Raw genomic sequence first — 19,792 nt, 5'->3', positions numbered from 1 at the left:
GAGGCTAAAAGTTATGAGCTTTGTCCGTGAATTGGAGTGCCCGAAATGCCACAGTACCTATAACGCAAATGAAGTGCACAATCTCTGCCAGTGCGGTTCGCCTCTTCTGGTACGTTATGATCTGGAACGGCTGGGCCGGTCAGTAAAGAAAGAAGACTTGAAGGGACGGCGGGCCGACCTCTGGCGTTACTGGGAGTTTTTGCCACTGGAACATGAAGAAAACATCGTATCGTTGGGAGAAGGCTTTACCCCTATCTTTAATACCGACAACTTAGGACGCGAACTGGGGTTTAAGCATCTTTATATCAAAGATGAAGGATTAAATCCCACAGGTACCTTTAAAGCCCGCGGCGCGGCCCTTGGCGTTTCTAAAGCTAAAGAACTGGGCATCAAAACCATTGCCATGCCCACTGCCGGCAACGCCGGGGGAGCCTGGTCGTCCTATGGTGCTAAAGCGGGTATGGAAATGATTATTGCCATGCCGGTTGATGCTCCCGATTTGGCTAAAAAAGAATGCGTTGCCACCGGAGCTCGGACTTATCTAGTGAAAGGATTAATTTCCGACGCCGGAAAGATCATCGCCCAAGGAGTGAAAAAATACGGCTGGTTTGAAGCTTCGACTTTAAAAGAACCATACCGTATCGAAGGCAAGAAGACCATGGGGCTGGAAATTGCCGAGCAATTTAACTGGGAATTACCCGATGCAGTTCTTTATCCTACCGGTGGCGGAGTGGGAATTATAGGTATCTGGAAGGCCCTGCAGGAGCTCCAGGCCATCGGCTGGATTAAGGGTCCTATGCCTAAAATGATAGCGGTGCAGGCGGAAGGGTGCTCTCCCATCGTTAAGGCTTTCCGTGAAGGTAAAAAGGAATCAGAGTTTTTCCATGGGGCCCAGACTATTGCCGGCGGGATCCGCGTACCCAAGGCCCTGGGTGATTTCCTGGTGTTAGAGGCGGTTTATGAAAGCGGTGGAACGGCGGTAAGCGTAAGTGATGCTGAGATCCTGGAGGCGGTAAAACTGGTCGCCAGGACCGAAGGCATGTTCATCTGCCCCGAGGGCGCCGCCGCCGTGGCCGCCGCCCAGAAACTCTTGAACAGCGGTTTCCTCAAACCTGAAGAAAGGGTAGTTGTTTTAAACACCGGCAGCGGCTTGAAGTATCCGGAATTGGTGGATTTAGATTTGCCGGTACTGGAGAAAGAGGCGGAGATTTAGGTAATAAAACTATGCTAGTTGGATGCTATTTGTTGATAATAGCATCCAACTAGCTCAATAAATGCATTCGTTAGGGGATGTTGAGAAATGACAAAAAAAGTTCTCGGTATAATAGGTGGAATGGGCCCGGAGGCTACTGTTGACTTTATGGATAAAATTATTAAGGCTACACCGGCGAAGGATGATTGCGACCATATCCATATGCTGGTAGATAATAACCCACAAGTACCTTCAAGAGTTCAGGCTATTTTGGGTTCAGGCGAGAGTCCCGCACCTGTACTAATACAAATGGCCCAAAATCTAGAAAAATGGGGTGCCGATTTTTTAGCTATACCATGCAATACAGCTCATATTTATTATTCAGAAATAAAAAATGCTGTAAATATACCTGTATTAAATATAGTTGAAAGTGCTCGTAACAGGATTTTAAGTGAACTTCCACACATAAAAAAAATTGGTTTACTTGCAACTAAGGCAACGGTTGTTACAAAACTTTATCACAATGTTTTTAATGAAGATAATATAGACCTAGTAACCCCAGATGAAGAACAACAACAAAAGGTAATGGAAGTTATTTTTGCAGTTAAAGCCAACCAATTAACAAATAATCATTTGCAAGATTTACGAGAAATAATAAGTCAGCTAGTTGCCAGAGGTGCGGAAGCAATATTATTTGCCTGTACTGAACTATCCGTTATAGCAAAGAGTATCAAACATATTAATGTTCCAGTATTTGATGCCGCACAAATCCTTGCTGAAGAGGTGGTTCGTATTGTGAAAGGATGAGAAAATATTTAACGATCTAATCGATGCAGGAACATTTTGGTACTCAATTAATCAATAGGCGCTTACAAAACTGAACTTTAAAGGGAGGCGAGCAAATGGTTAATAATACAAATAATAGCAGAAAATTGGAAATGTATGGCGGGCTATTAGGTGGTTTGATTCCTATATTAGTTTTAATTGCTATTTTAATTTGGTTATCGATAGCCGAAAGAGGTGGTACCCAGGCCTTTTGGGCAGGGGGTTGGTTAGCAATAGTAGCCGGATTACTTTTCGCTAAAGACAAAAATAAATTTTGTGAAACAGTAATGCGTGGACTAGGTGATAAGAATGGCATTGTGATAGTTACTGCTTGGCTTTTTGCTGGTGTATTCGGCAAGTTAATGGTTGCTGGCGGCTTGGTTGAGGGATTGCTCTGGTTTGGTTTAAAAACTGGGGCGCAAGGAGCTATTTTTACCCTTTTAGCTTTCATCGCTGCTTGCTTATTTTCTTTGGGTACTGGGACGAGTACAGGTACAGTGCTTTCCCTTATTCCAGTATTATATCCTGCAGGTGTTTATTTGGGGGCCAATCCACCTATGCTGGCAGCTGGTATATTAGCTGGTGCTGCTTTTGGCGATAATTTAGCCCCCGTTTCAGACACAACCATTGTTTCTGCTTATACGCAAGAAGCGACTATGAGAGATGTGGTCCGTAGTCGTTTTCCTCTTTCAGTTTCAGCAGCAGCAATTGCAGGTGTTATTCTTCTAATATTTGGTGGTGGTGGAAATATTGCCGGTTTGCCCGAGTTGACTGCTAAAGTTGATCCCCGTGGTCTTTTGATGCTGGTTAGCTTTGGTATAGTCGTAGGGTTGGCTCTTGCAGGGAGACATATTGTTGAATCATTAATTTGGGGCAATATTTCTGCGGCGGTTATTGGAGGTTTAATAGGTAAAATTCAGTTGACCACTCTCTTTCATATACCAGAAAAACGTGGAATGTCAACGGGCTTGATTGAAGATGGTATATCCGGTGTGGTTGGAGCGATAATCTTTGCTTTATTAGTGCTAGCAGTTACGCAAATCTTAGTAGAAAGCGGTGTCATGGACAGTATTTTGCGTTGGGCGGAAAAGACCATTGCCCGAAATGTAAAACAAGCAGAATTATCAATTATATTTGTAACCATTTTGGCTTCTATTCCAATTGCAGCTAATGCACCAGCGGAATTGCTTGTCGGACCAAGCTTTGTTAAACCTATTGGTGAAAAGTTTAAACTCGCTCCAGCTCGAAGGGCTAACTTGATGGACTGCTCTGTCTGTACGCTTTTCTTTACTCTACCCTGGCACATTTGTGTTATAGTCTGGTATGGAGCTTTGACTTCTGCTGCTCAGTCTTTTAATATACCACTACCTTCAATTTGGGTTGCTATGATGAACCCCTATACCTGGACACTACTTGCGGTATTATTATTTTCAGTTTTTACTGGTTGGAACCGTAAGTATATCGAAAGATAAAATAGAATCTCCCCAAATTTAACAAGGAAAAAGGGCTAACTAAAAGCCCTTTTTTTAAAGGCCTATACTAAAAGCGTTATGAAAAAACCAATCTAAATAGCATGTATTATATAACCAAAATAGTAATGACATCTAATTTACAGGAGAGGATTTCGATGTTAGGAAGAAAGGAAAACCTGCGACGACAAATAGCTAGGAGCTTCTAATAGTGACCCCGGACCAACCTATGTTGATCTTCGAAAGGTATATCAGATTATCAAGAATCATTGACCTAATTTTTAGTTCGGGTTTCTATGATAATATCCAAGTTAAATTATACGAGTAGGGAAGAAAAATGGCAGCAGAAAAAGGAACATGGACGGTAAAGAAAGGCCTGGCGGAGATGCTCAAAGGCGGCGTCATTATGGACGTAACCACTCCGGAACAGGCAAAAATAGCCGAAGAAGCCGGCGCCTGCGCCGTCATGGCCCTGGAACGGGTACCGGCCGATATCCGTGCCGCCGGCGGGGTGGCCCGCATGGCCGACCCGACGGTTATCTTACGGATTATGGACGCCGTAACCATCCCGGTGATGGCCAAAGCTAGAATCGGCCACTTCGTAGAAGCCCAGATTTTAGAGGCCCTGGGTGTCGATTACATTGACGAAAGCGAAGTTTTAACCCCAGCCGACGAAGAGTTCCATATCAATAAACATGAATTCAAGGTGCCCTTTGTCTGCGGCGCCCGTAACCTCGGCGAAGCCTTAAGGAGAATCGGCGAAGGGGCGGCCATGATCCGCACGAAGGGCGAGCCCGGCACCGGCAACGTCGTAGAGGCCGTGCGGCATATGCGCCGGGTGATGAGCGAGATCCGGCGGGTGCAGAACCTACCCGACGAAGAGTTGATGACCTTTGCTAAAGAAATCCAGGCCCCCTATGAACTGGTCAAGCAAGTCAAGGAACTGGGGCGGCTGCCGGTAGTCAACTTTGCCGCCGGCGGCATCGCCACCCCGGCCGACGCCGCATTAATGATGCAGCTAGGGGCCGACGGCATTTTTGTAGGTTCCGGCATCTTTAAATCCAGCGACCCCATGAAACGGGCGCGGGCAATAGTTGCGGCCACCACCCACTTCCGGGAACCGGAAGTCCTGGCCGAGATATCGAAGGACCTGGGGGAAGCCATGCCGGGTCTGGATATTGCCACCATCAGAAAAGAAGAACGCATGCAGGAACGAGGTTGGTAAATTAAACAGCGAGGCGAGATAAAAATGAAGATCGGTGTGCTGGCCATGCAGGGCGCCTTTCGGGAGCATATTACCTCCCTGGCGTCCCTGGGTGTTGAAGGCATAGAAGTCCGGCGGGAGAGACATCTCGAAGGTATAGACGGCCTGATTATTCCCGGCGGCGAAAGCACAACAATCGGTAAACTCCTGGTAGAATTCAATCTTTTAGAACCCATCCGCGAACTGGCAGCGGGGGGTATGCCCGTGTTCGGCACCTGCGCCGGAATGGTACTTTTGGCCAGGGATATAATCGGCAGCGACCAGCCGCGGCTGGGACTGATGAACGTAAAGGTGAAACGTAATGCCTTCGGCCGCCAGGTGGACAGCTTTGAAGTTGATCTGGATATTCCGGTCCTGGGTGAAAAACCATTTCGTGCCGTCTTTATCCGCGCACCCTACCTTGAGGAGGTAGAGCCCCCGGCCGAATCCCTGGCCACCTTTATGGGTAAAAGCGTAATGGCCAGACAGGGAAACCTCCTGGCGACGGCCTTTCACCCGGAACTGACCAACGATCTGCGGATACATCGCTATTTCCTGGAGATGATAAAATAAGAGGGCGATATCAGCCCTCTATTTTTGTGCGCCCGGCATGGGCGTTAACTTGGTGGTGAAAGTCCACTGCAGGCGAGGCAGCACCAGTCTGCTAGCCAAAGGCAAGGGTGCCCATCGCGAGGTGGGATCCGAAGGAAGCCGGAGGCAAAGCCACGGCCCGATGAACAAGAAACCCATACGAGGCTAGACCGTCCGGATGAGCTGGCGAAACACAGCGAAATCCAAGGCAGACATAAGGGCGGTAGAGTATATGGGGCGGGCGCGGGGTGAAGGTTAACGTTCTTACCCGGGCGGGGACCCACCGAAGGTGGGTGTTGCCGGATAAGCCAAGCGAAGCTGGTAACCCGTGCTGAAAGGCACGGCTGAACCGGCAGGAGGAAGCTTTGGGCATAGTACCCTGGGGGTCATGAACCGCAGGGGAAGGCCCGAACATCAAGTCAGAGGTGAAACCGATGCGTTCGCGAGAAGGGCGAAGACGCGAGATTTCCCCGGAAGGGGCCTGCCCGCGGGAGGAAGTGGTGAAGCCACGGGGGACCGAGGGAGGGCCGAGTTCTTCTCCGGCACAAAGCGGAACGTCACCTCGCGAAGGCCAAGGTAGCGGCCTGATGGAACAGGTGGTGGCCAGGAGTAACATGCTGGCCGCCCTAAAGCGGGTAGAGCGGAACGGAGGCGCACCCGGCGTGGACGGCATCCCGACCGAACGGTTGCGGGACCAAATTCGCGCCGAATGGCCGCGCATCCGGGAAGAACTGCTCGCGGGAACCTACAGACCGATGCCCGTACGCCGGGTCGAAATCCCGAAACCCGGGGGAGGCAAACGGCTACTAGGGATACCCACCGTAATGGACCGCCTGATCCAGCAGGCCCTTCTGCAAGTATTGACGCCCATCTTCGAACCGCAATTTTCAGAGGCAAGCTTCGGGTTCCGACCCGGAAGGAGAGCCCATGACGCGGTAAGGAAGGCGCGACAATACGTGGAAGAAGGATACGAATGGGCGGTGGACCTGGACATCGAGAAATACTTTGACCGGGTAAACCATGACATACTCATGGCCCGGGTGGCCCGGAGAGTAACGGATAAGAGGGTACTTACCCTTATCCGCCGCTATCTCCAGGCAGGCGTCATGGTGAACGGGGTGGTCATAGAGACGGCGGAAGGGACGCCCCAGGGCGGACCAATAAGCCCTCTTCTGGCCAACATCCTCCTGGACGACCTGGACAAAGAACTGGAAAAGAGGGGCCACAAATTCGTCCGTTACGCCGATGACTGCAACATTTACGTCAAAAGCAAACGGGCGGGAGAAAGGGTCATGGCAAGTATCCGCAAGTTCCTGCAGGAACGGTTGAAGCTCAAGATAAACAAGGAAAAGAGCGCGGTAGACCGGCCGTGGAAACTGAAATTCCTGGGGTTTAGCATGTATAAAGCCAGAGCAGGGCAAATCCTTATCCGCCTGGCACCGCAGACCCTCGACCGGGTGAAAACGAAAATCCGGGAAATAACCTCCCGGAATAAACCCGTAAAGATGGCGGAACGCATAGAACGCCTGAACACCTACCTGGGTGGGTGGATAGGATACTTCGCCCTGGCCGACACGCCCAGTACTTTCAAGAACATAGAAGGCTGGATGCGGAGGAGGCTGCGCATGTGCCTCTGGAAGCAGTGGAAGCGAGTACGGACCAGGTACCGCGAACTACGAGCTTTAGGATTACCGGAATGTATAGTACACGAATACGCCAATGCCCGCAAAGGGCCATGGCGAATGGCCCACGGGCCAATGAATAGAGCCCTGGGGAATGCCTACTGGCAGTCCCAGGGCCTGATGAGCTTAACCGAACGCTATCAAAGTCTTCGTCAAGCTTGGTGAACCGCCGGATGCGGACCCGCATGTCCGGTGGTGTGAGAGGACGGGGGCTAGCCGCCCCCTCCTACTCGATGTGCTCCCGGCATGGGTGTTAACTAGGTGGTAAAAGTCCACTGCAGGCGAGGCAGCACGAGTCTGCTAGCCAAAGGCAAGGGTGCCCACCGCGAGGTGGGATCCGAAGGAAGCCGGAGGCAAAGCTACGGCCCGATGAACAAGAACCCCATACGAGGCTGGAACGTCCGGATGAGCTGGCGAAACACAGCGAAATCCCAGGCTGCCAAGGGACTATAGAGTATATTGGGCGGGCGTTCTCTTTACTCTGTGTCCTACAAATCGGGGGGATGGTTAAGAAGGCTGGATGCGGAGGAGGCTACTCATGTGCCTCTGGAAGCAGTGGAAGCGAGTACGGACCAGGTACCGCGAACTACGAGCTTTAGGATTACCGGAATGGGTAGTACACGAATACGCCAATACCCGCAAAGGGCCATGGCGGATGGTCCACGGGCCAATGAATAGAGCCCTGGGCAATACCTGCTGGCAATCCCATGTCCTCATGAGCTTAACCGAACGTTATCTTAGTCTTCGTAAAGCTTATTGAACCGCCGGATACGGACTCGCATGTCCGGTGGTGTGAGAGGACGGGGCTAGCCGCCTCATCCTTAAGCCCAAGGATATACGTAAATATCATGGATATCTGGTTGCCGTCGGCCTACATACGTGAAGGTTTCCTTGAGGAGCCATGTGCGTTTATTGCGCAAGCATGGTTCTGTGAGAGAGGTATGCCTCGAGGCATACCTCTACTCAATCACCTTAATTCTTGATGAAAAAGAAAGTAGCGAGGAGTTTTTAAGATAATGGAATACTCCATTGGAAACAAGGTGACAAATAACTAGGCCGGACTTAAAGACGATATGCGAAGGCCAACTCTACATTTAAAAGCGAATATTTATGTTTATTAACCACCAAAATTAGTGTAAGCATAACAAAAAAATTATAATATAATAGCAGGAAATTTTAAAGCTATGGCGAATAATAATTACCACAAGAACAATAAACAGTGAAAAAATGATGCAAGGTTGAAGTTCAAAAAGGTAATTGCTACCGATGACGCACCGGCAGCTATCGGTCCCTATTCCCAGGCCAATAAGGTCGGTAACATAACTTTTACCTTCGGACAGATACCCATTGATCCGAAAAGCGCCACGTGGTAGAAGACGGAGTCGACGCCCAGTTGGCCTAAAGAATAAGGAGGGCAACCAGTGGATTGCCAAGGGAATGGTCGATCTCTTCAATGTCTACGTAATCGGTGCGCATTTTCAGTTTATCCTTGTTTGATGGCGCGTTCAAATTCTTCATTGAGATCACAAAAAGAAATTTGCTTATATTTAGGCATTGGGATTCACATCCAGATAATTTTTTCCAAGTAATTCAAATAAAACTGAAGGGAACCCTGCTTTAAAAGCCTGCAAATTCCCTTGTATCTCAATCATTCTGGGGTTTTGCAGGGGGCTCCAAAATAAAAGTAATGGAGGTGAATATCATTAGTGAATATAATCACTTTCAAAAACTATTGAACGAAAGTTATATTGAAGAGAGGTGAGGAGCTTGAAATTACCGCAAAAATTGGCTATCGGCTTTATTCTTGGTATTGTGGCCGGATTAATTTTTCAGTTTACTGGTTGGAATGCAAAAATATTACAACCATTTGGAGATTTATTTATTCGTTTAATCCGAATGGTGATAGTTCCCTTAGTAGTCTCTTCCTTAATTGCAGGCGCGGCCGGTATGAGCGATGCTGCCAAGTTCGGACGGGTTGCAGTTAAAATTCTTGTTTATTACTTTTTTACCACCGCAGTTGCTGTAACCTTAGGTTTAATCGTAGCTAATATTGTTCATCCAGGCATTGGTGTTAACCTGAGTACAACCGGATTAAAGGCCCAAGAGGTAACACCACCTTCAATGGTACAAACGTTGCTTAATATTGTTCCTATAAATCCTATAGAGTCTATGGCTAAAGGCGATCTACTACCAATGATCTTCTTTGCCATAATCTTTGGCTTCGCCTTAAGTTCCCTTGGCGAGGCCGGGCAACCGGTCTTAAAGTTCTTTGAAATTGTAATGAATGTCATGATTAAAGTTACAGGTTATGTAATGGAATACGCTCCCTTTGGTATCTTTGCTTTAATTACTGTGACGGTTGGTGTTTATGGAATAGGGGTCTTATTGCCACTATTTAAATTGATTATCGTAATGTATGTAGTCGCCTTGCTTCATATTTTATTCGTGTATACTCCATTTATTACGTTAATCGGCAAAATGCGACCTGGTACCTTTTTTAAAGGCGTAGCGGAGCCATTGTTGGTAGCCTTTACAACGTGTTCAAGTGCTGCTGCATTGCCGCTTAATATGCGCTCGGTAGAAAAATTAGGTGTGCCCAAATCAATCAGCAGTTTCAGTATTCCCCTCGGGAATACCATTAATATGGATGGAGCGGCTATTTATCTAGGGATTGCAGCGGTCTTTATCTCTGAAGTGTTCGGAATACATCTCAGCATTAACCAGCAGTTAACTATTATTCTCATGGCTATTCTGGCTTCCGTGGGTTCCGTTGGTGTACCTGGCTCTGCTTTGATTGTTATGACTATGGTCTTTCAATCTGTAGGCCTCCCTATAGAAGGTATAGGCCTGGTGGCCGGTGTTGACCGTATTTTAGACATGGCCAGGACGCCGTTGAATATTTTAGGTGATGCAGTAGGTGCAGTAGTAGTTGCTCGTTCTGAAGGAGAACTAAAATCAGAACAACTAAATTCTTAAGCAGATATAACAATTTAAATGTTGTAAGGCCAGCTTTGCTGGCTTTTTTCTTCATTAGACAGTTATTTTTTTGTATAATACTGAGTGTAAAATGAACTAACCTTAAAGGTGTGCAAGGGGGCTAACTATGGGAGAGGCTAAAATCCACCCGGCCCTGGAGGCTATGAAACCTATAGCCCAAGGCATAGCGGCAACCTTCGGCAAAAACTGCGAAGTCGTTCTCCATGATCTCAGCGAGCCGTCCCGATCCCTCATTTTTAAAGCAGGATCGGTTACTAATAGAGAAATCGGCGCGCCGGTTACTAATCTCGTGCTGGAAGCCCTGCAGCGTTACGGCGACGCTACTGAAGATCTGATAGGTTATCTTAACCGTACTAAGGACGGTAAAGTTTTGAAGTCATCGACTATCTTTATCCGCGATGACGCCGGTAAAATTATTGGCTGCCTCTGTATCAATTTTGACCTTACCGAGTTTCAGGTGGCGAAAAATATTTTAGAAGAATTCTGCCAACTGAAGGACCTGGCGGAAGCAGGTTTTGAGCGAACCCAGGAGCAGTTTGCCCGGGACATCAACGAAGTGGTTGACAATGTGGTGGAAAGCGTGCTGCAGGAATTGGGCAAACCGGTCCCGGTCATGACCAAGGAAGAAAAGGTAAAGGCCGTGGAAATGCTCGATGACCGGGGTATTTTTTTGGTCAAGGGAGCGGTGGATGTGGTGGCCCAGGCCCTGGCAGTTTCCAAGTACACCATTTATAATTACCTGGAAGAAGCAAGGGCTTTGAAAGGCAACCGGCGGGCCGTACTATAGGACAACAAAACATGGTTGACGATAGTGATAATGGTGGGCAGGGACACAGGCCCTTAAGAAAAAGACAGTATGGTTTCGGTAGCAATTTTTAGGGAGGCAGGCCAGGATGCTTTTTACCTTTGATCTTCAGACGCCGGGCAAAGAGGCCATGGTTGACATCACCCATCTGGCGGTAAAAGCAGTACAGGAGGCGGATGTAAAGGAAGGCCTCTGCCTGGTCTACGTACCCCACACGACGGCCGGGGTGACCATCAATGAAAATGCTGACCCGGATGTGGTGGCTGATATCCTATCGGCTCTGGCCAGAATTGTCCCGGCGGGAGGTTACCGGCACGGTGAAGGCAATTCACCGGCCCATATTAAAGCGTCTCTCGTAGGCGGCAGCCAGACGGTAATTGTCCATAATGGCAGCCTGGTGCTCGGGACCTGGCAGGGCATATATTTTTGCGAATTCGACGGTCCCCGTCGGCGCAAGGTGCATATTAAGGTATGGCATGGATAGCGATAAAAGCCGCTCGACATGGTGGGAGGTCGATGGTATAATATACCTATAACGTAAGATAATAGCAGAAATGAAGCGGTGAGTTAAATGGAAAATACCTCCCTTTCGCTGGAAGAACGCTTACGGAAGGCCCTGATAACTAGACAGGAAATTATATTCGCTTATCTCTTTGGTTCCCACGCCAGGGGAACGGCAAATAAATTGAGTGACGTCGATGTGGCCGTTTTTCTGGATGAACTCCGTTTACCGCCGGTCGGTCACTTTGGTTATAAAAGTGAATTGCTTGTTGTCATGAGGCAGAAGTTGCGGGAACCGCTGGATTTTGTCATCCTTAATGAAGCCCCTTTACCCCTACGTTTTCGTGTTCTGCGGGATGGAAAACTCCTATTCTGTCGTGATGTCCGGGCTCGGATAACTTTCCATGAAAAAACCATGCGGGATTATCTTGATTTCCGACCTTTGCAGAAGATACAGGAGCAGGTTCTGTATAAGAGATTGGCCGCAGGATTTGGAGGTTTAGGTGATGGTTGATGCTGCCGTTATCAAACGAAAATTGCAGCAGTTGGAAAGTTATCTAGGTCAACTTGAGAAGTATAAACATGTTAAAGCTTCTGACCTAGAAAAAAATATGGAACTAGCCTGGATCGTAGAACACGGTTTGCAACTCAGCATTCAAGTTGTGCTGGATATAGGAACGCATATCCTGGCTGAGGAAGGAATTATTGTGGATGAATACAGCAATATTTTTGGTGAACTTGCCGAACTAGGGGTTTTACCCGAAAAATTCGCTCAAGATATTTCCGGCATGGCAGGTTTTAGAAATATATTAGTTCATGAATATGGCAAGGTAGATATGGAAAAAGTGGCCGATATCATGAACCATCACCTTGATGATTTTCGTCAGTATGCCCGTTATATTGTTAAGTACCTGGGTTGGAGTTTTTAACTGACATTAAGCCCCGGCGTTTACCGGGGCTTTTCAAAATTATTTATAGATCGGCACTGTGATCGGCATAAGCTATTTTCACATTGGCCTTGAATTCGGTTAATTTGCCGTCTTTAACATTGGCAGTGAGGTTATAAACCTCGACGCCGGAAATGTTTTTTACCTCCCGGCTGGCTTCAGCAACGGCCTGCTGGACGGCATCCTTCCAGTTATGGGGCGATTCGCCCACAAGTTCCACTACTTTAACGTGCAAAGAAAAAACCTCCTTTCCTTGCTTTAACTCAATCCTGCTGCTTTTATTATTCCCCGGCGAGATGAAATAATTAAGGGACGCAATTTTTTTTAAAACCGGAAGGATTTCTTCTTCAAAGTTTGAACTAAAATAATTGAGTTGAGCCCGCAAAAATAAAACAAGCAGGAGGAAAAATTTATGGTAGAGAAATTTATACGTTTTACCACGGGCAAAGAAATCTTTTACGGCCGGATAGATGGCGAGACGATTATCGCCCTGGAAGGGGATATATTTGGTGAATACCGGGAAAGCGGCCGGCGTTTTAATTTAAACGAAGTTTCTTTTCTGGCTCCCTGCCGGCCCAGTAAAGCTGTATGTGTAGGTCTTAATTACCGGGACCATATACAAGAAATGGGTGATAAAGTACCGGATGAGCCGGTTATCTTTATAAAACCTTCAACCAGTGTTATTGGCCCAAATGACAATATAATTTACTGGCCCATGGTTAAACGCCTTGATTATGAGGCAGAACTCGCCGTGGTCATAGGCAGTAGATGCCATAACGTTAAAGAAGAAGAAGCCTGGGAGTATATTTTCGGCTACACCGTGGGAAACGACGTTACGGCCCGCGATCTGCAACAGAAAGACGGCCAGTGGACACGGGCGAAAAGCTTCGATACGTTTTTGCCCCTCGGACCCCATATTGTGCGGGGTATCGACGCCTCTGATCTTCGCGTCCAGTCTTTTTTAAATGGGGAATTAAGGCAGGACGGCCGTACTTCCCAGTTAATCTTCCCCATTCCCTTTTTAGTGAGTTTTATTTCCCGGGTGATGACTTTATTACCCGGAGACGTAATTTTAACTGGTACGCCGGAAGGCGTTGGGCCCATGCAGATAGGGGATACCATTGAAATCAGGATAGAAGGGGTAGGAAGTTTAGTTAATCGAATTGTTGGCGTGGAAGGGTAAAAAATCCTTTACAAAGCCAAAGAGAGGATAAATAATAAAAATAACATCAATGCTGGAGGGATTCACAGGTGGAAATCGCCCGGCGGGCTGCCGGCATTAGCCCATCGCCTACCCTGGCCATTGACGCCCAGGCAAAGGCCATGAAGGCTAAAGGGATTCAAGTGATCAATTTTAGCGCCGGTGAGCCCGACTTCGACACGCCCGAACATATTAAAGAAGCGGCCGTTGCTGCCCTAAAGGCCGGCTTTACCCGTTACACGCCGGTGGCCGGCATTCCTGAACTGCGCCAGGCGGTCTGTGATTGTCTTAAAGCCCGCGGTTTAAGCTACGAACCCGCAGATATAGTCGTGTCCTGCGGGGCCAAACACTCCCTGTACAACGCCATGCAGGTGTTACTTAACGAAGGGGATGAGGTAATCCTCTGCGCCCCTTACTGGGTAAGTTATTACGAGCAGGTTAAACTGGCCGGCGGGGTTCCGGTGGTAGTAAATACCGATGCTGCTACGGATTTCAAGTTAACCCCGGATGCCCTCAAGGCAGCCTTAACTCCCCGCACCAAACTTTTAATCCTCAATTCGCCCTGCAATCCAACGGGAGTAGTATACTCGCGGAGTGAGCTGGAAGCCCTGGCCGAAGTAATCTTAGCCCACGATTTGATGGTTATCTCCGATGAAATTTACGCCGCCCTCCTTTACGACGGCCTAAACCACACCAGTATTGCCTCCTTGGGGCCGGAAATTAAGGAGCGTACCATTGTTATCGACGGTGTATCCAAGACGTACGCCATGACTGGCTGGCGCATAGGATATGCCGCCGCCCCTCGAGCGATTGCCACGGCCATGACCGACCTGCAGAGTCACTCGACTTCCAATCCCACTTCCATCGCGCAAAAGGCGGCACTGGCCGCCCTGACCGGCAGCCAGGAACCTGTGGCGGCGATGCGTAACGAGTTTGCCAGGCGGCGCGATCGCATCCTGACAGGACTGCGGGAACTTCCCGGGGTTGAATGCAACCAGCCCGGAGGCGCCTTCTACGTCTTTCCCTTTATCGGTAAACTCCTCGGCCGCCGCTTCCGCGACCGGGTGTTAAACAATTCTACCGACGTGGCTGCTGTTCTTTTGCAAGAGTATCAGGTGGCCGTAGTTCCTGGCGTTGCCTTTGGCACGGACCCGTATCTACGCCTGTCGTATGCCACCTCCATGGAACAGATTGAAGCCGGCTTGGAACGACTCGCGGCCTTTGTGCGGGAACTGCAATAAGGTATAAAAATGCCTTCTTTAGGGGAACTGGTATATAATAGGCATTAAAAGCAGGGGAGGGAAAAACGTGAAAGTAACTGTATCCTGGACCGGTGAAGGCATGGCTCTTCGTGGTACCGGAGGTTCTTCCGGTCAAACGGTGGTAATGGACGCCGCTCCCGAGCACGGCGGTCAGAACCTGGGAGCCAGGCCTTCCGAGGTTCTGCTTATGGGAATGGCCGGATGCACGGCCCTTGACGTTTTAAGTATTCTCAAAAAGAAACGCCTGTCCCTGGATTCTTTTGCCATCGACGTCGAGGCCGAACGGGCAGCCGAGCATCCAAAGGTCTTTACCGCAGCTACCCTCATTTACCGCCTGAACGGCCCCGAGCTTCCCGAGGAACAGGTAAAACACGCCATCGAGCTTTCCTTGAGCAAATACTGCGGCATGGTCAACACCCTTAAAAAAGCCATGCCCATAAGCTATTGCTATGAAATCAACGGCAAACGCAGCCCGGTAACGCCTGCGCCTTAAAACGGGCGTTAATGCTGCCAAGGGAAGGGCGGGGACTTTACTAAAGAAGGCCTGGGATTAATCCCCGGCCTTTTCAGGTAGGTTTCCGGGGAGGGAAACGGCGGTGGGCATGTCCGAACCTTTTATCCATGCTGAAGAAAAGGTTTTAACGGAGGGAGATAATCGCCGGCAACAACTAGAATATTTGATGCGGCGTTTCGGCGACAAAGTCCTGTACCTGGCTTATTCTTACTTGCGCGACCGCCACTGGGCCGAAGATGTTGCCCAGGAGGTGTTTATCCGGGTCTTTACTAATCTGGATAAATTCCGGGGTAATAGCTCTATTTATACCTGGATTTACCATATAACCGTCAACCTCTGCCGGGACGAACTGCGGGCCAAGAACCGGCGCCGCGACCTAGAACCTGTAGAAGGTGAGGATTATGTTGCCACCGAAGTTGAAGAGCAAGTGTTGGCAAACCTGCAGCAGCAGGAGGTATGGCAGGCTGTTTTAAATTTACCGGTCATTTACCGGGAAGTAATATGGCTTCATTATTACGAGCAATTGAGTTTGAAAGAGATTGCCGAAATTTTGGGTATTTCCCTGCCGGCCGTTAAAATCCGCCTTTATCGCGCCCGCGGGCACCTGCAAAAACTTTTAAAGGCGGGTGAGGGCAATGCCTGAACGGCGGTCTGACTTGGATAAGCTCCTTGCCGGACTGGCGGGAAAAGTGCCGCCGCCTTTGGCCGGCTGGCATTTTACGGCCGTTATGCGGCAACGGGTACAGGAAAGGGTGGCTTCCTTACCTATGACGGGGGGGACTACCGTATCTAGCCGGCAGCGACGGTTGAAATGGTCCCTGGTCGGGACGGTCGTCTTGGGGCTGGTCCTTTTGTTCCTGATCTGGTGGCACAGGCCGACTCCTGTCCCTGAGCCCCCGGCGGGATTTAAAGTTACGCCCATGCAATACCACTACATGGTTAGCTTGAACGGCCCGGAGCCCGATGCCCTGGTAAGCATTGGCCAGGTAGAAGCTTTTAACCAGTTCCTGGTTTCCATCAGCAAGCGGCGGCCTGCGGGCTGGCAGCTTATCTACACGCAGCCCCTGGATGCCTACCTGGTCTTACCCGTGCAGGTGATACGTTCGGATACCAGCAGGAACGCTTTGATTCTGATTACCTACCAAGCGCAATGGGGGCCGGAATACCGCTACCTAATTTTGGAGTTCGACGGCGACAAGGTCATACCCTACCGGGAGCAGGATAAGATTACGGGGACGGGGCGCTAAAAAATGTAACCACCCCCTTTAGCCGGACGTCTATAGTATTAGGATTTATTTACTGATATCGCAGATGGGGGGAATCGTTTTGCTTCGTCACCGCTTAAGGTTAGCCCTGACAACCCTTTTATTTTTCCTGACCCTGGCCTTCAGTCCCTTTATAGGAACGGCCAGGGCGGATAATGGTCTGCTGCTGTCTACGGCCTTTCCGGGCATAGAAGCCCAACCCGGGGAAACGGTAACCTTTCCCCTGGAGCTAAGCAACAGCGGGGCACCCCAGAAGGTCGATCTAAAGATCGTTTCGGCCCCGAAGGGATGGCAGGCCCTCTTTAAAGGGGGCGGTATGGTTGTCAGCCAGGCCTTTGCTTCTACAGATAAGCCGGCAAATGTGGATTTTCAGGTAGAGGTACCAGCCGACGCCCAACCCGGTAAATACGCCTTTGTGGTCCAGGCCGCCGGTCCCCAGGCCACTTCTCGCCTTGAACTGCAGGTGATTATAAAAGAGGTGGCCTCCGGCAGCGACAAAATGACCACCGACTATCCGGTATTGAGCGGCACTAGCAGCACTAGCTTTCAATTCCGGGTGACCCTGACCAACAATGGTGCCCAAGAACGTTCCTACAGCCTCGGCGCCCAAGCCCCTCCCGGCTGGCAGGTAACCTTTAGCCCGGCCTATGACAGCAAGCAGATAGCCAGTTTAAGCCTCGGTCCAGGCAAAAGTCAGGACCTGGATGTAACCGTTAAGCCTCCCCAGGACGTTAAGGCGGGGACCTATAACATCCCTGTCGAGGCCATAGCGGGAAGCAGCAAAGCCGGGGTGGTACTGAAGGTTAACATAACCGGCACTTATAGTTTGGAATTGACCACACCTACTGGGCGGTTGAATGCCGATGCCATCGCCGGAAAGGACAGCCCGGTAACCCTGGTGGTAAAGAACAACGGGAGCGCCGATCTGGCCAACATTACCTTTGCCGCCAATGCGGCCAGCGGCTGGGCGGTAACCTTTAAGCCGGAGAAGATCGACCTCCTGCCGGCCGGCGCCAGTCAGCAAGTTACGGCCTTTATCAAACCGTCGCCCAAGGCCATTGCCGGCGACTATGTGGTGAGTCTCACCGCCAGCACCCAGGAAACGAGCGGCACCGCCGATTTGCGCGTAACGGTGAAGACTTCGACCCTGTGGGGCCTGGTAGGTGTGATCCTGGTTCTTGCCGTTATTGGCGCCGTAGGGTGGATTTTCCGGAAGTACGGACGGCGATAGCCATGGCAACACAAGAAGCAGTCATTGTCACCAAAAACCTTACCAAGCGCTATGGTGCTATAACTGCCGTCCAGGATCTCAACCTGGAAATCAGAGAAGGGGAGATATTCGGTCTCCTCGGCCCCAATGGCGCCGGCAAGACGACGACGATATTAATGCTTCTTGGGTTGACCGAGCCGACGTCCGGGCAGGCCCTGGTAAAGGGCCTGGACGCCACCCGTCACCCCCTGGAGGTTAAGAGGATAGTGGGCTATCTCCCCGACAATGTCGGTTTCTACGACGACCTTACGGCCCGGGAGAACCTCCTCTATACCGCCGGGTTGAACCAAATTCCCCCGGCAGAAGCTGAAAAGCGCGTGGCCCTGTGCCTGGAACAGGTGGGCTTAGGCAATGAAGCTAACCGCAAGGTGAAGGAGTTTTCGCGCGGGATGCGCCAGCGGCTGGGGATTGCCGACGTCATGGTCAAGGATCCTGACGTCATTATCCTCGATGAGCCCACCTTGGGTATAGACCCCGAAGGGGTGCGGGAGCTGCTGTCCCTCATTGTGCGCCTGTCCCGGGAGGGAGGTAAAACGGTCCTCCTTTCTTCCCATCTCCTGCACCAGGTACAGCAGATATGCGACCGGGTAGGAATATTTGTAGGCGGCAGGCTTCTGGCGGTTGGACCGGTGGCTTTATTGGGACAGCAAGTTATGGCCGGAAAGCCTCTGGAGGTCGAGCTTCAGGCCGCTCCTGACGACGACGGGCTCATGGCCGCCCTCGGCTCCCTGCAGGGGGTAACCGGCGTCGAGCGCCAGGGGGCCTATATCCGCCTCCGCTGCGCTCCCGGTTGCGACGTCCGTTCGGAACTCACACCCTATCTCGCAGGCAGAGGCTATACCCTTTTATACCTTCGGGCACGGGGTTATGATTTGGACGACATTTACCGCCAGTATTTCCAGGGGGAGGGATATAATGACGGTCTGGCATAAGGTGCGCGATTGGCTCCACTGGTTCCGGGAGCAGGAATGGTCGAGCGGTGGTTTGCAAACCGTATTTCGCAAGGAACTGGCGGACCATTTGAGCAGCACCCGTTTTACCATCTTGGTTTCGCTGGTGGCCGTAGCAGGTATAGGTGCCTTTTACGTTGCAGCGCAAAACATTCGCTCTGTGGCTGGGGAAACAGATCCGGAATTTATCTTCCTCCGCCTGTTTACCACCGGTGGCGGTTCCTTGCCCCCCTTTGTCACTTTTGTATCGTTTTTAGGCCCCTTGTTAGGGTTGGCCCTGGGCTTTGACGCCATCAACGGCGAGCATAATAAACGCACCTTGAGCCGGCTCCTGGCCCAGCCGATTTACCGGGATGACGTCATTAACGGCAAGTTTCTGGCCGGGCTTGCTGTTCTTGCCGTGGTCATCCTGGCCCTGGGATTTCTAGTTGCCGGATTGGGATTGATGCTAATCGGCGTACCACCTACGGCCGAGGAATTGGGGCGGCTGTTGATCTATCTTCTGGTAACCATAGTTTATGTAGCCTTCTGGTTGAGCGTATCCCTGCTCTTTTCCTTGTTATTCCGGCAGACGGCTACTTCGGCCCTGGCGGGCATTGCCCTGTGGCTCTTTTTTGCCCTTTTTGTTGGAATGCTGGCAGGTCTTGTCGCCGACGGCCTTTTGCCGGCGAGCGAAGATGCCGCACCGGCCCGCATCTTGCAAAATGCCGTTTTAAAACAAAATTTAAGCCGCCTTTCGACGACCAACCTCTATGATGAAGCCACGGTAACTCTCTTAAATCCAGGGGTGCGGACCCTGGGGCCCGTCATGGTGGAACAGCTGGAAGGAGCCATACCAGGCCCTCTGCCCTTGGGTCAGAGTCTGCTCCTCATCTGGCCCCATATGGTAAGTCTTTTAGCGGCCACAATGTTGATCTTCGCCCTGGCTTATTACTACTTTATGCGTCAGGAAATAAGGGCAGGATGAGCCGGCGAAACGCCTTCGCCGGCTTTCTTCTTTTTCGTTAAAAACTGTTGACAAATGTCGTCAAGATATAGTAAATTAAAAAACGCTTGCCAGCGTTTTACATACCTGCAG

At 50.2% G+C, this 19,792-nt stretch carries 21 protein-coding genes; 20 read left to right on the top strand and 1 reads right to left on the bottom strand.

Features of this window, described 5'->3' with window-relative positions:
* Positions 1-13 precede the first annotated feature (13 nt).
* The 12 genes from MHFGQ_RS07790 to hepT all read left to right on the top strand — a co-directional run bounded on the left by MHFGQ_RS07790 (position 14) and on the right by hepT (position 12,234).
* Positions 14-1,213 (top strand): threonine synthase, encoded by a 1,200-nt coding sequence (locus MHFGQ_RS07790; RefSeq protein WP_106006035.1) that lies wholly within the window; start codon positions 14-16, stop codon positions 1,211-1,213.
* Positions 1,214-1,300: 87 nt separating this feature from the next.
* Complete coding sequence (locus tag MHFGQ_RS07785) at positions 1,301-1,999, top strand: aspartate/glutamate racemase family protein (protein WP_106006034.1); 699 nt, start codon at positions 1,301-1,303, stop codon at positions 1,997-1,999.
* A 95-nt stretch (positions 2,000-2,094) separates the two neighbouring features.
* The gene (locus tag MHFGQ_RS07780; protein ID WP_106006033.1) at positions 2,095-3,489 is read left to right on the top strand and encodes a Na+/H+ antiporter NhaC family protein; all 1,395 of its coding nucleotides are present in this window, start codon (positions 2,095-2,097) and stop codon (positions 3,487-3,489) included.
* Positions 3,490-3,823: 334 nt separating this feature from the next.
* On the top strand, positions 3,824-4,711 hold the full coding sequence (gene pdxS / locus MHFGQ_RS07775) for a pyridoxal 5'-phosphate synthase lyase subunit PdxS (protein WP_338824420.1): 888 nt from the start codon (positions 3,824-3,826) through the stop codon (positions 4,709-4,711).
* 24 nt (positions 4,712-4,735) lie between these two features.
* Positions 4,736-5,302, top strand: coding sequence for a pyridoxal 5'-phosphate synthase glutaminase subunit PdxT (gene pdxT / locus MHFGQ_RS07770; RefSeq protein WP_106004772.1), 567 nt, complete (start codon positions 4,736-4,738; stop codon positions 5,300-5,302).
* Positions 5,303-5,754: 452 nt separating this feature from the next.
* Positions 5,755-7,167: a group II intron reverse transcriptase/maturase gene (gene ltrA, locus MHFGQ_RS07765; protein ID WP_106004771.1), complete on the top strand. Its 1,413-nt coding sequence runs from the start codon at positions 5,755-5,757 to the stop codon at positions 7,165-7,167.
* 373 nt (positions 7,168-7,540) lie between these two features.
* Positions 7,541-7,762 carry a hypothetical protein gene (locus tag MHFGQ_RS07760; protein WP_211292851.1) on the top strand — a complete coding sequence of 74 codons (222 nt, stop codon included), beginning with the start codon at positions 7,541-7,543 and terminating at the stop codon, positions 7,760-7,762.
* 998 nt (positions 7,763-8,760) lie between these two features.
* Complete coding sequence (locus tag MHFGQ_RS07750) at positions 8,761-9,978, top strand: dicarboxylate/amino acid:cation symporter (protein WP_343105496.1); 1,218 nt, start codon at positions 8,761-8,763, stop codon at positions 9,976-9,978.
* 127 nt (positions 9,979-10,105) lie between these two features.
* Positions 10,106-10,786, top strand: a complete 681-nt coding sequence (locus MHFGQ_RS07745; RefSeq protein WP_106004769.1) for a helix-turn-helix transcriptional regulator — start codon at positions 10,106-10,108, stop codon at positions 10,784-10,786.
* Between the two features lie 106 nt (positions 10,787-10,892).
* Positions 10,893-11,288 carry a secondary thiamine-phosphate synthase enzyme YjbQ gene (locus MHFGQ_RS07740; RefSeq protein WP_106004768.1) on the top strand — a complete coding sequence of 132 codons (396 nt, stop codon included), beginning with the start codon at positions 10,893-10,895 and terminating at the stop codon, positions 11,286-11,288.
* An 87-nt stretch (positions 11,289-11,375) separates the two neighbouring features.
* Positions 11,376-11,819 (top strand): type VII toxin-antitoxin system MntA family adenylyltransferase antitoxin, encoded by a 444-nt coding sequence (gene mntA, locus MHFGQ_RS07735; protein ID WP_106004767.1) that lies wholly within the window; start codon positions 11,376-11,378, stop codon positions 11,817-11,819.
* The gene (gene hepT, locus MHFGQ_RS07730) at positions 11,812-12,234 is read left to right on the top strand and encodes a type VII toxin-antitoxin system HepT family RNase toxin (protein WP_106004766.1); all 423 of its coding nucleotides are present in this window, start codon (positions 11,812-11,814) and stop codon (positions 12,232-12,234) included. The genes mntA and hepT overlap by 8 nt, the downstream gene beginning before the upstream one ends.
* A 43-nt stretch (positions 12,235-12,277) precedes the next feature.
* Here hepT and MHFGQ_RS07725 read toward each other — a convergent pair whose 3' ends face one another.
* Positions 12,278-12,487, bottom strand: coding sequence for a dodecin family protein (locus MHFGQ_RS07725; protein WP_106004782.1), 210 nt, complete (start codon positions 12,485-12,487; stop codon positions 12,278-12,280).
* Between the two features lie 177 nt (positions 12,488-12,664).
* On the opposite strand from MHFGQ_RS07725, the gene MHFGQ_RS07720 reads away from it, so the two are divergent.
* The 8 genes from MHFGQ_RS07720 (at position 12,665) to MHFGQ_RS07685 (ending at position 19,681) form a co-directional block, all read left to right on the top strand.
* Positions 12,665-13,435: a fumarylacetoacetate hydrolase family protein gene (locus MHFGQ_RS07720; protein WP_106004765.1), complete on the top strand. Its 771-nt coding sequence runs from the start codon at positions 12,665-12,667 to the stop codon at positions 13,433-13,435.
* 68 nt (positions 13,436-13,503) lie between these two features.
* Complete coding sequence (locus MHFGQ_RS07715) at positions 13,504-14,694, top strand: pyridoxal phosphate-dependent aminotransferase (protein WP_106004764.1); 1,191 nt, start codon at positions 13,504-13,506, stop codon at positions 14,692-14,694.
* Positions 14,695-14,761: 67 nt separating this feature from the next.
* A complete protein-coding gene (locus MHFGQ_RS07710) occupies positions 14,762-15,208 on the top strand; it encodes an OsmC family protein (RefSeq protein WP_106004763.1) in 447 nt (148 codons plus the stop codon).
* A 109-nt stretch (positions 15,209-15,317) separates the two neighbouring features.
* On the top strand, positions 15,318-15,872 hold the full coding sequence (locus tag MHFGQ_RS07705) for a sigma-70 family RNA polymerase sigma factor (RefSeq protein WP_245907794.1): 555 nt from the start codon (positions 15,318-15,320) through the stop codon (positions 15,870-15,872).
* Positions 15,865-16,476 carry a hypothetical protein gene (locus tag MHFGQ_RS07700; RefSeq protein ID WP_106004761.1) on the top strand — a complete coding sequence of 204 codons (612 nt, stop codon included), beginning with the start codon at positions 15,865-15,867 and terminating at the stop codon, positions 16,474-16,476. The genes MHFGQ_RS07705 and MHFGQ_RS07700 overlap by 8 nt, the downstream gene beginning before the upstream one ends.
* A gap of 79 nt (positions 16,477-16,555) precedes the next feature.
* On the top strand, positions 16,556-17,725 hold the full coding sequence (locus MHFGQ_RS07695; RefSeq protein WP_170066179.1) for an NEW3 domain-containing protein: 1,170 nt from the start codon (positions 16,556-16,558) through the stop codon (positions 17,723-17,725).
* A gap of 2 nt (positions 17,726-17,727) precedes the next feature.
* Entirely contained in the window at positions 17,728-18,696 is a 969-nt protein-coding gene (locus tag MHFGQ_RS07690; protein WP_170066178.1) for an ABC transporter ATP-binding protein, read from the top strand.
* The gene (locus tag MHFGQ_RS07685) at positions 18,680-19,681 is read left to right on the top strand and encodes an ABC transporter permease (RefSeq protein ID WP_170066177.1); all 1,002 of its coding nucleotides are present in this window, start codon (positions 18,680-18,682) and stop codon (positions 19,679-19,681) included. Before MHFGQ_RS07690 ends, MHFGQ_RS07685 begins: the two co-directional genes overlap by 17 nt.
* The last annotated feature ends 111 nt before the right edge of the window (positions 19,682-19,792 follow it).

It is taken from the genome of Moorella humiferrea (assembly GCF_039233145.1).
Classification (GTDB): domain Bacteria; phylum Bacillota; class DSM-521; order Neomoorellales; family Neomoorellaceae; genus Neomoorella; species Neomoorella humiferrea.
The sequence above is the reverse complement of the archived record's forward strand: the minus strand, read 5'-3'. Positions and strand labels throughout refer to the sequence as shown.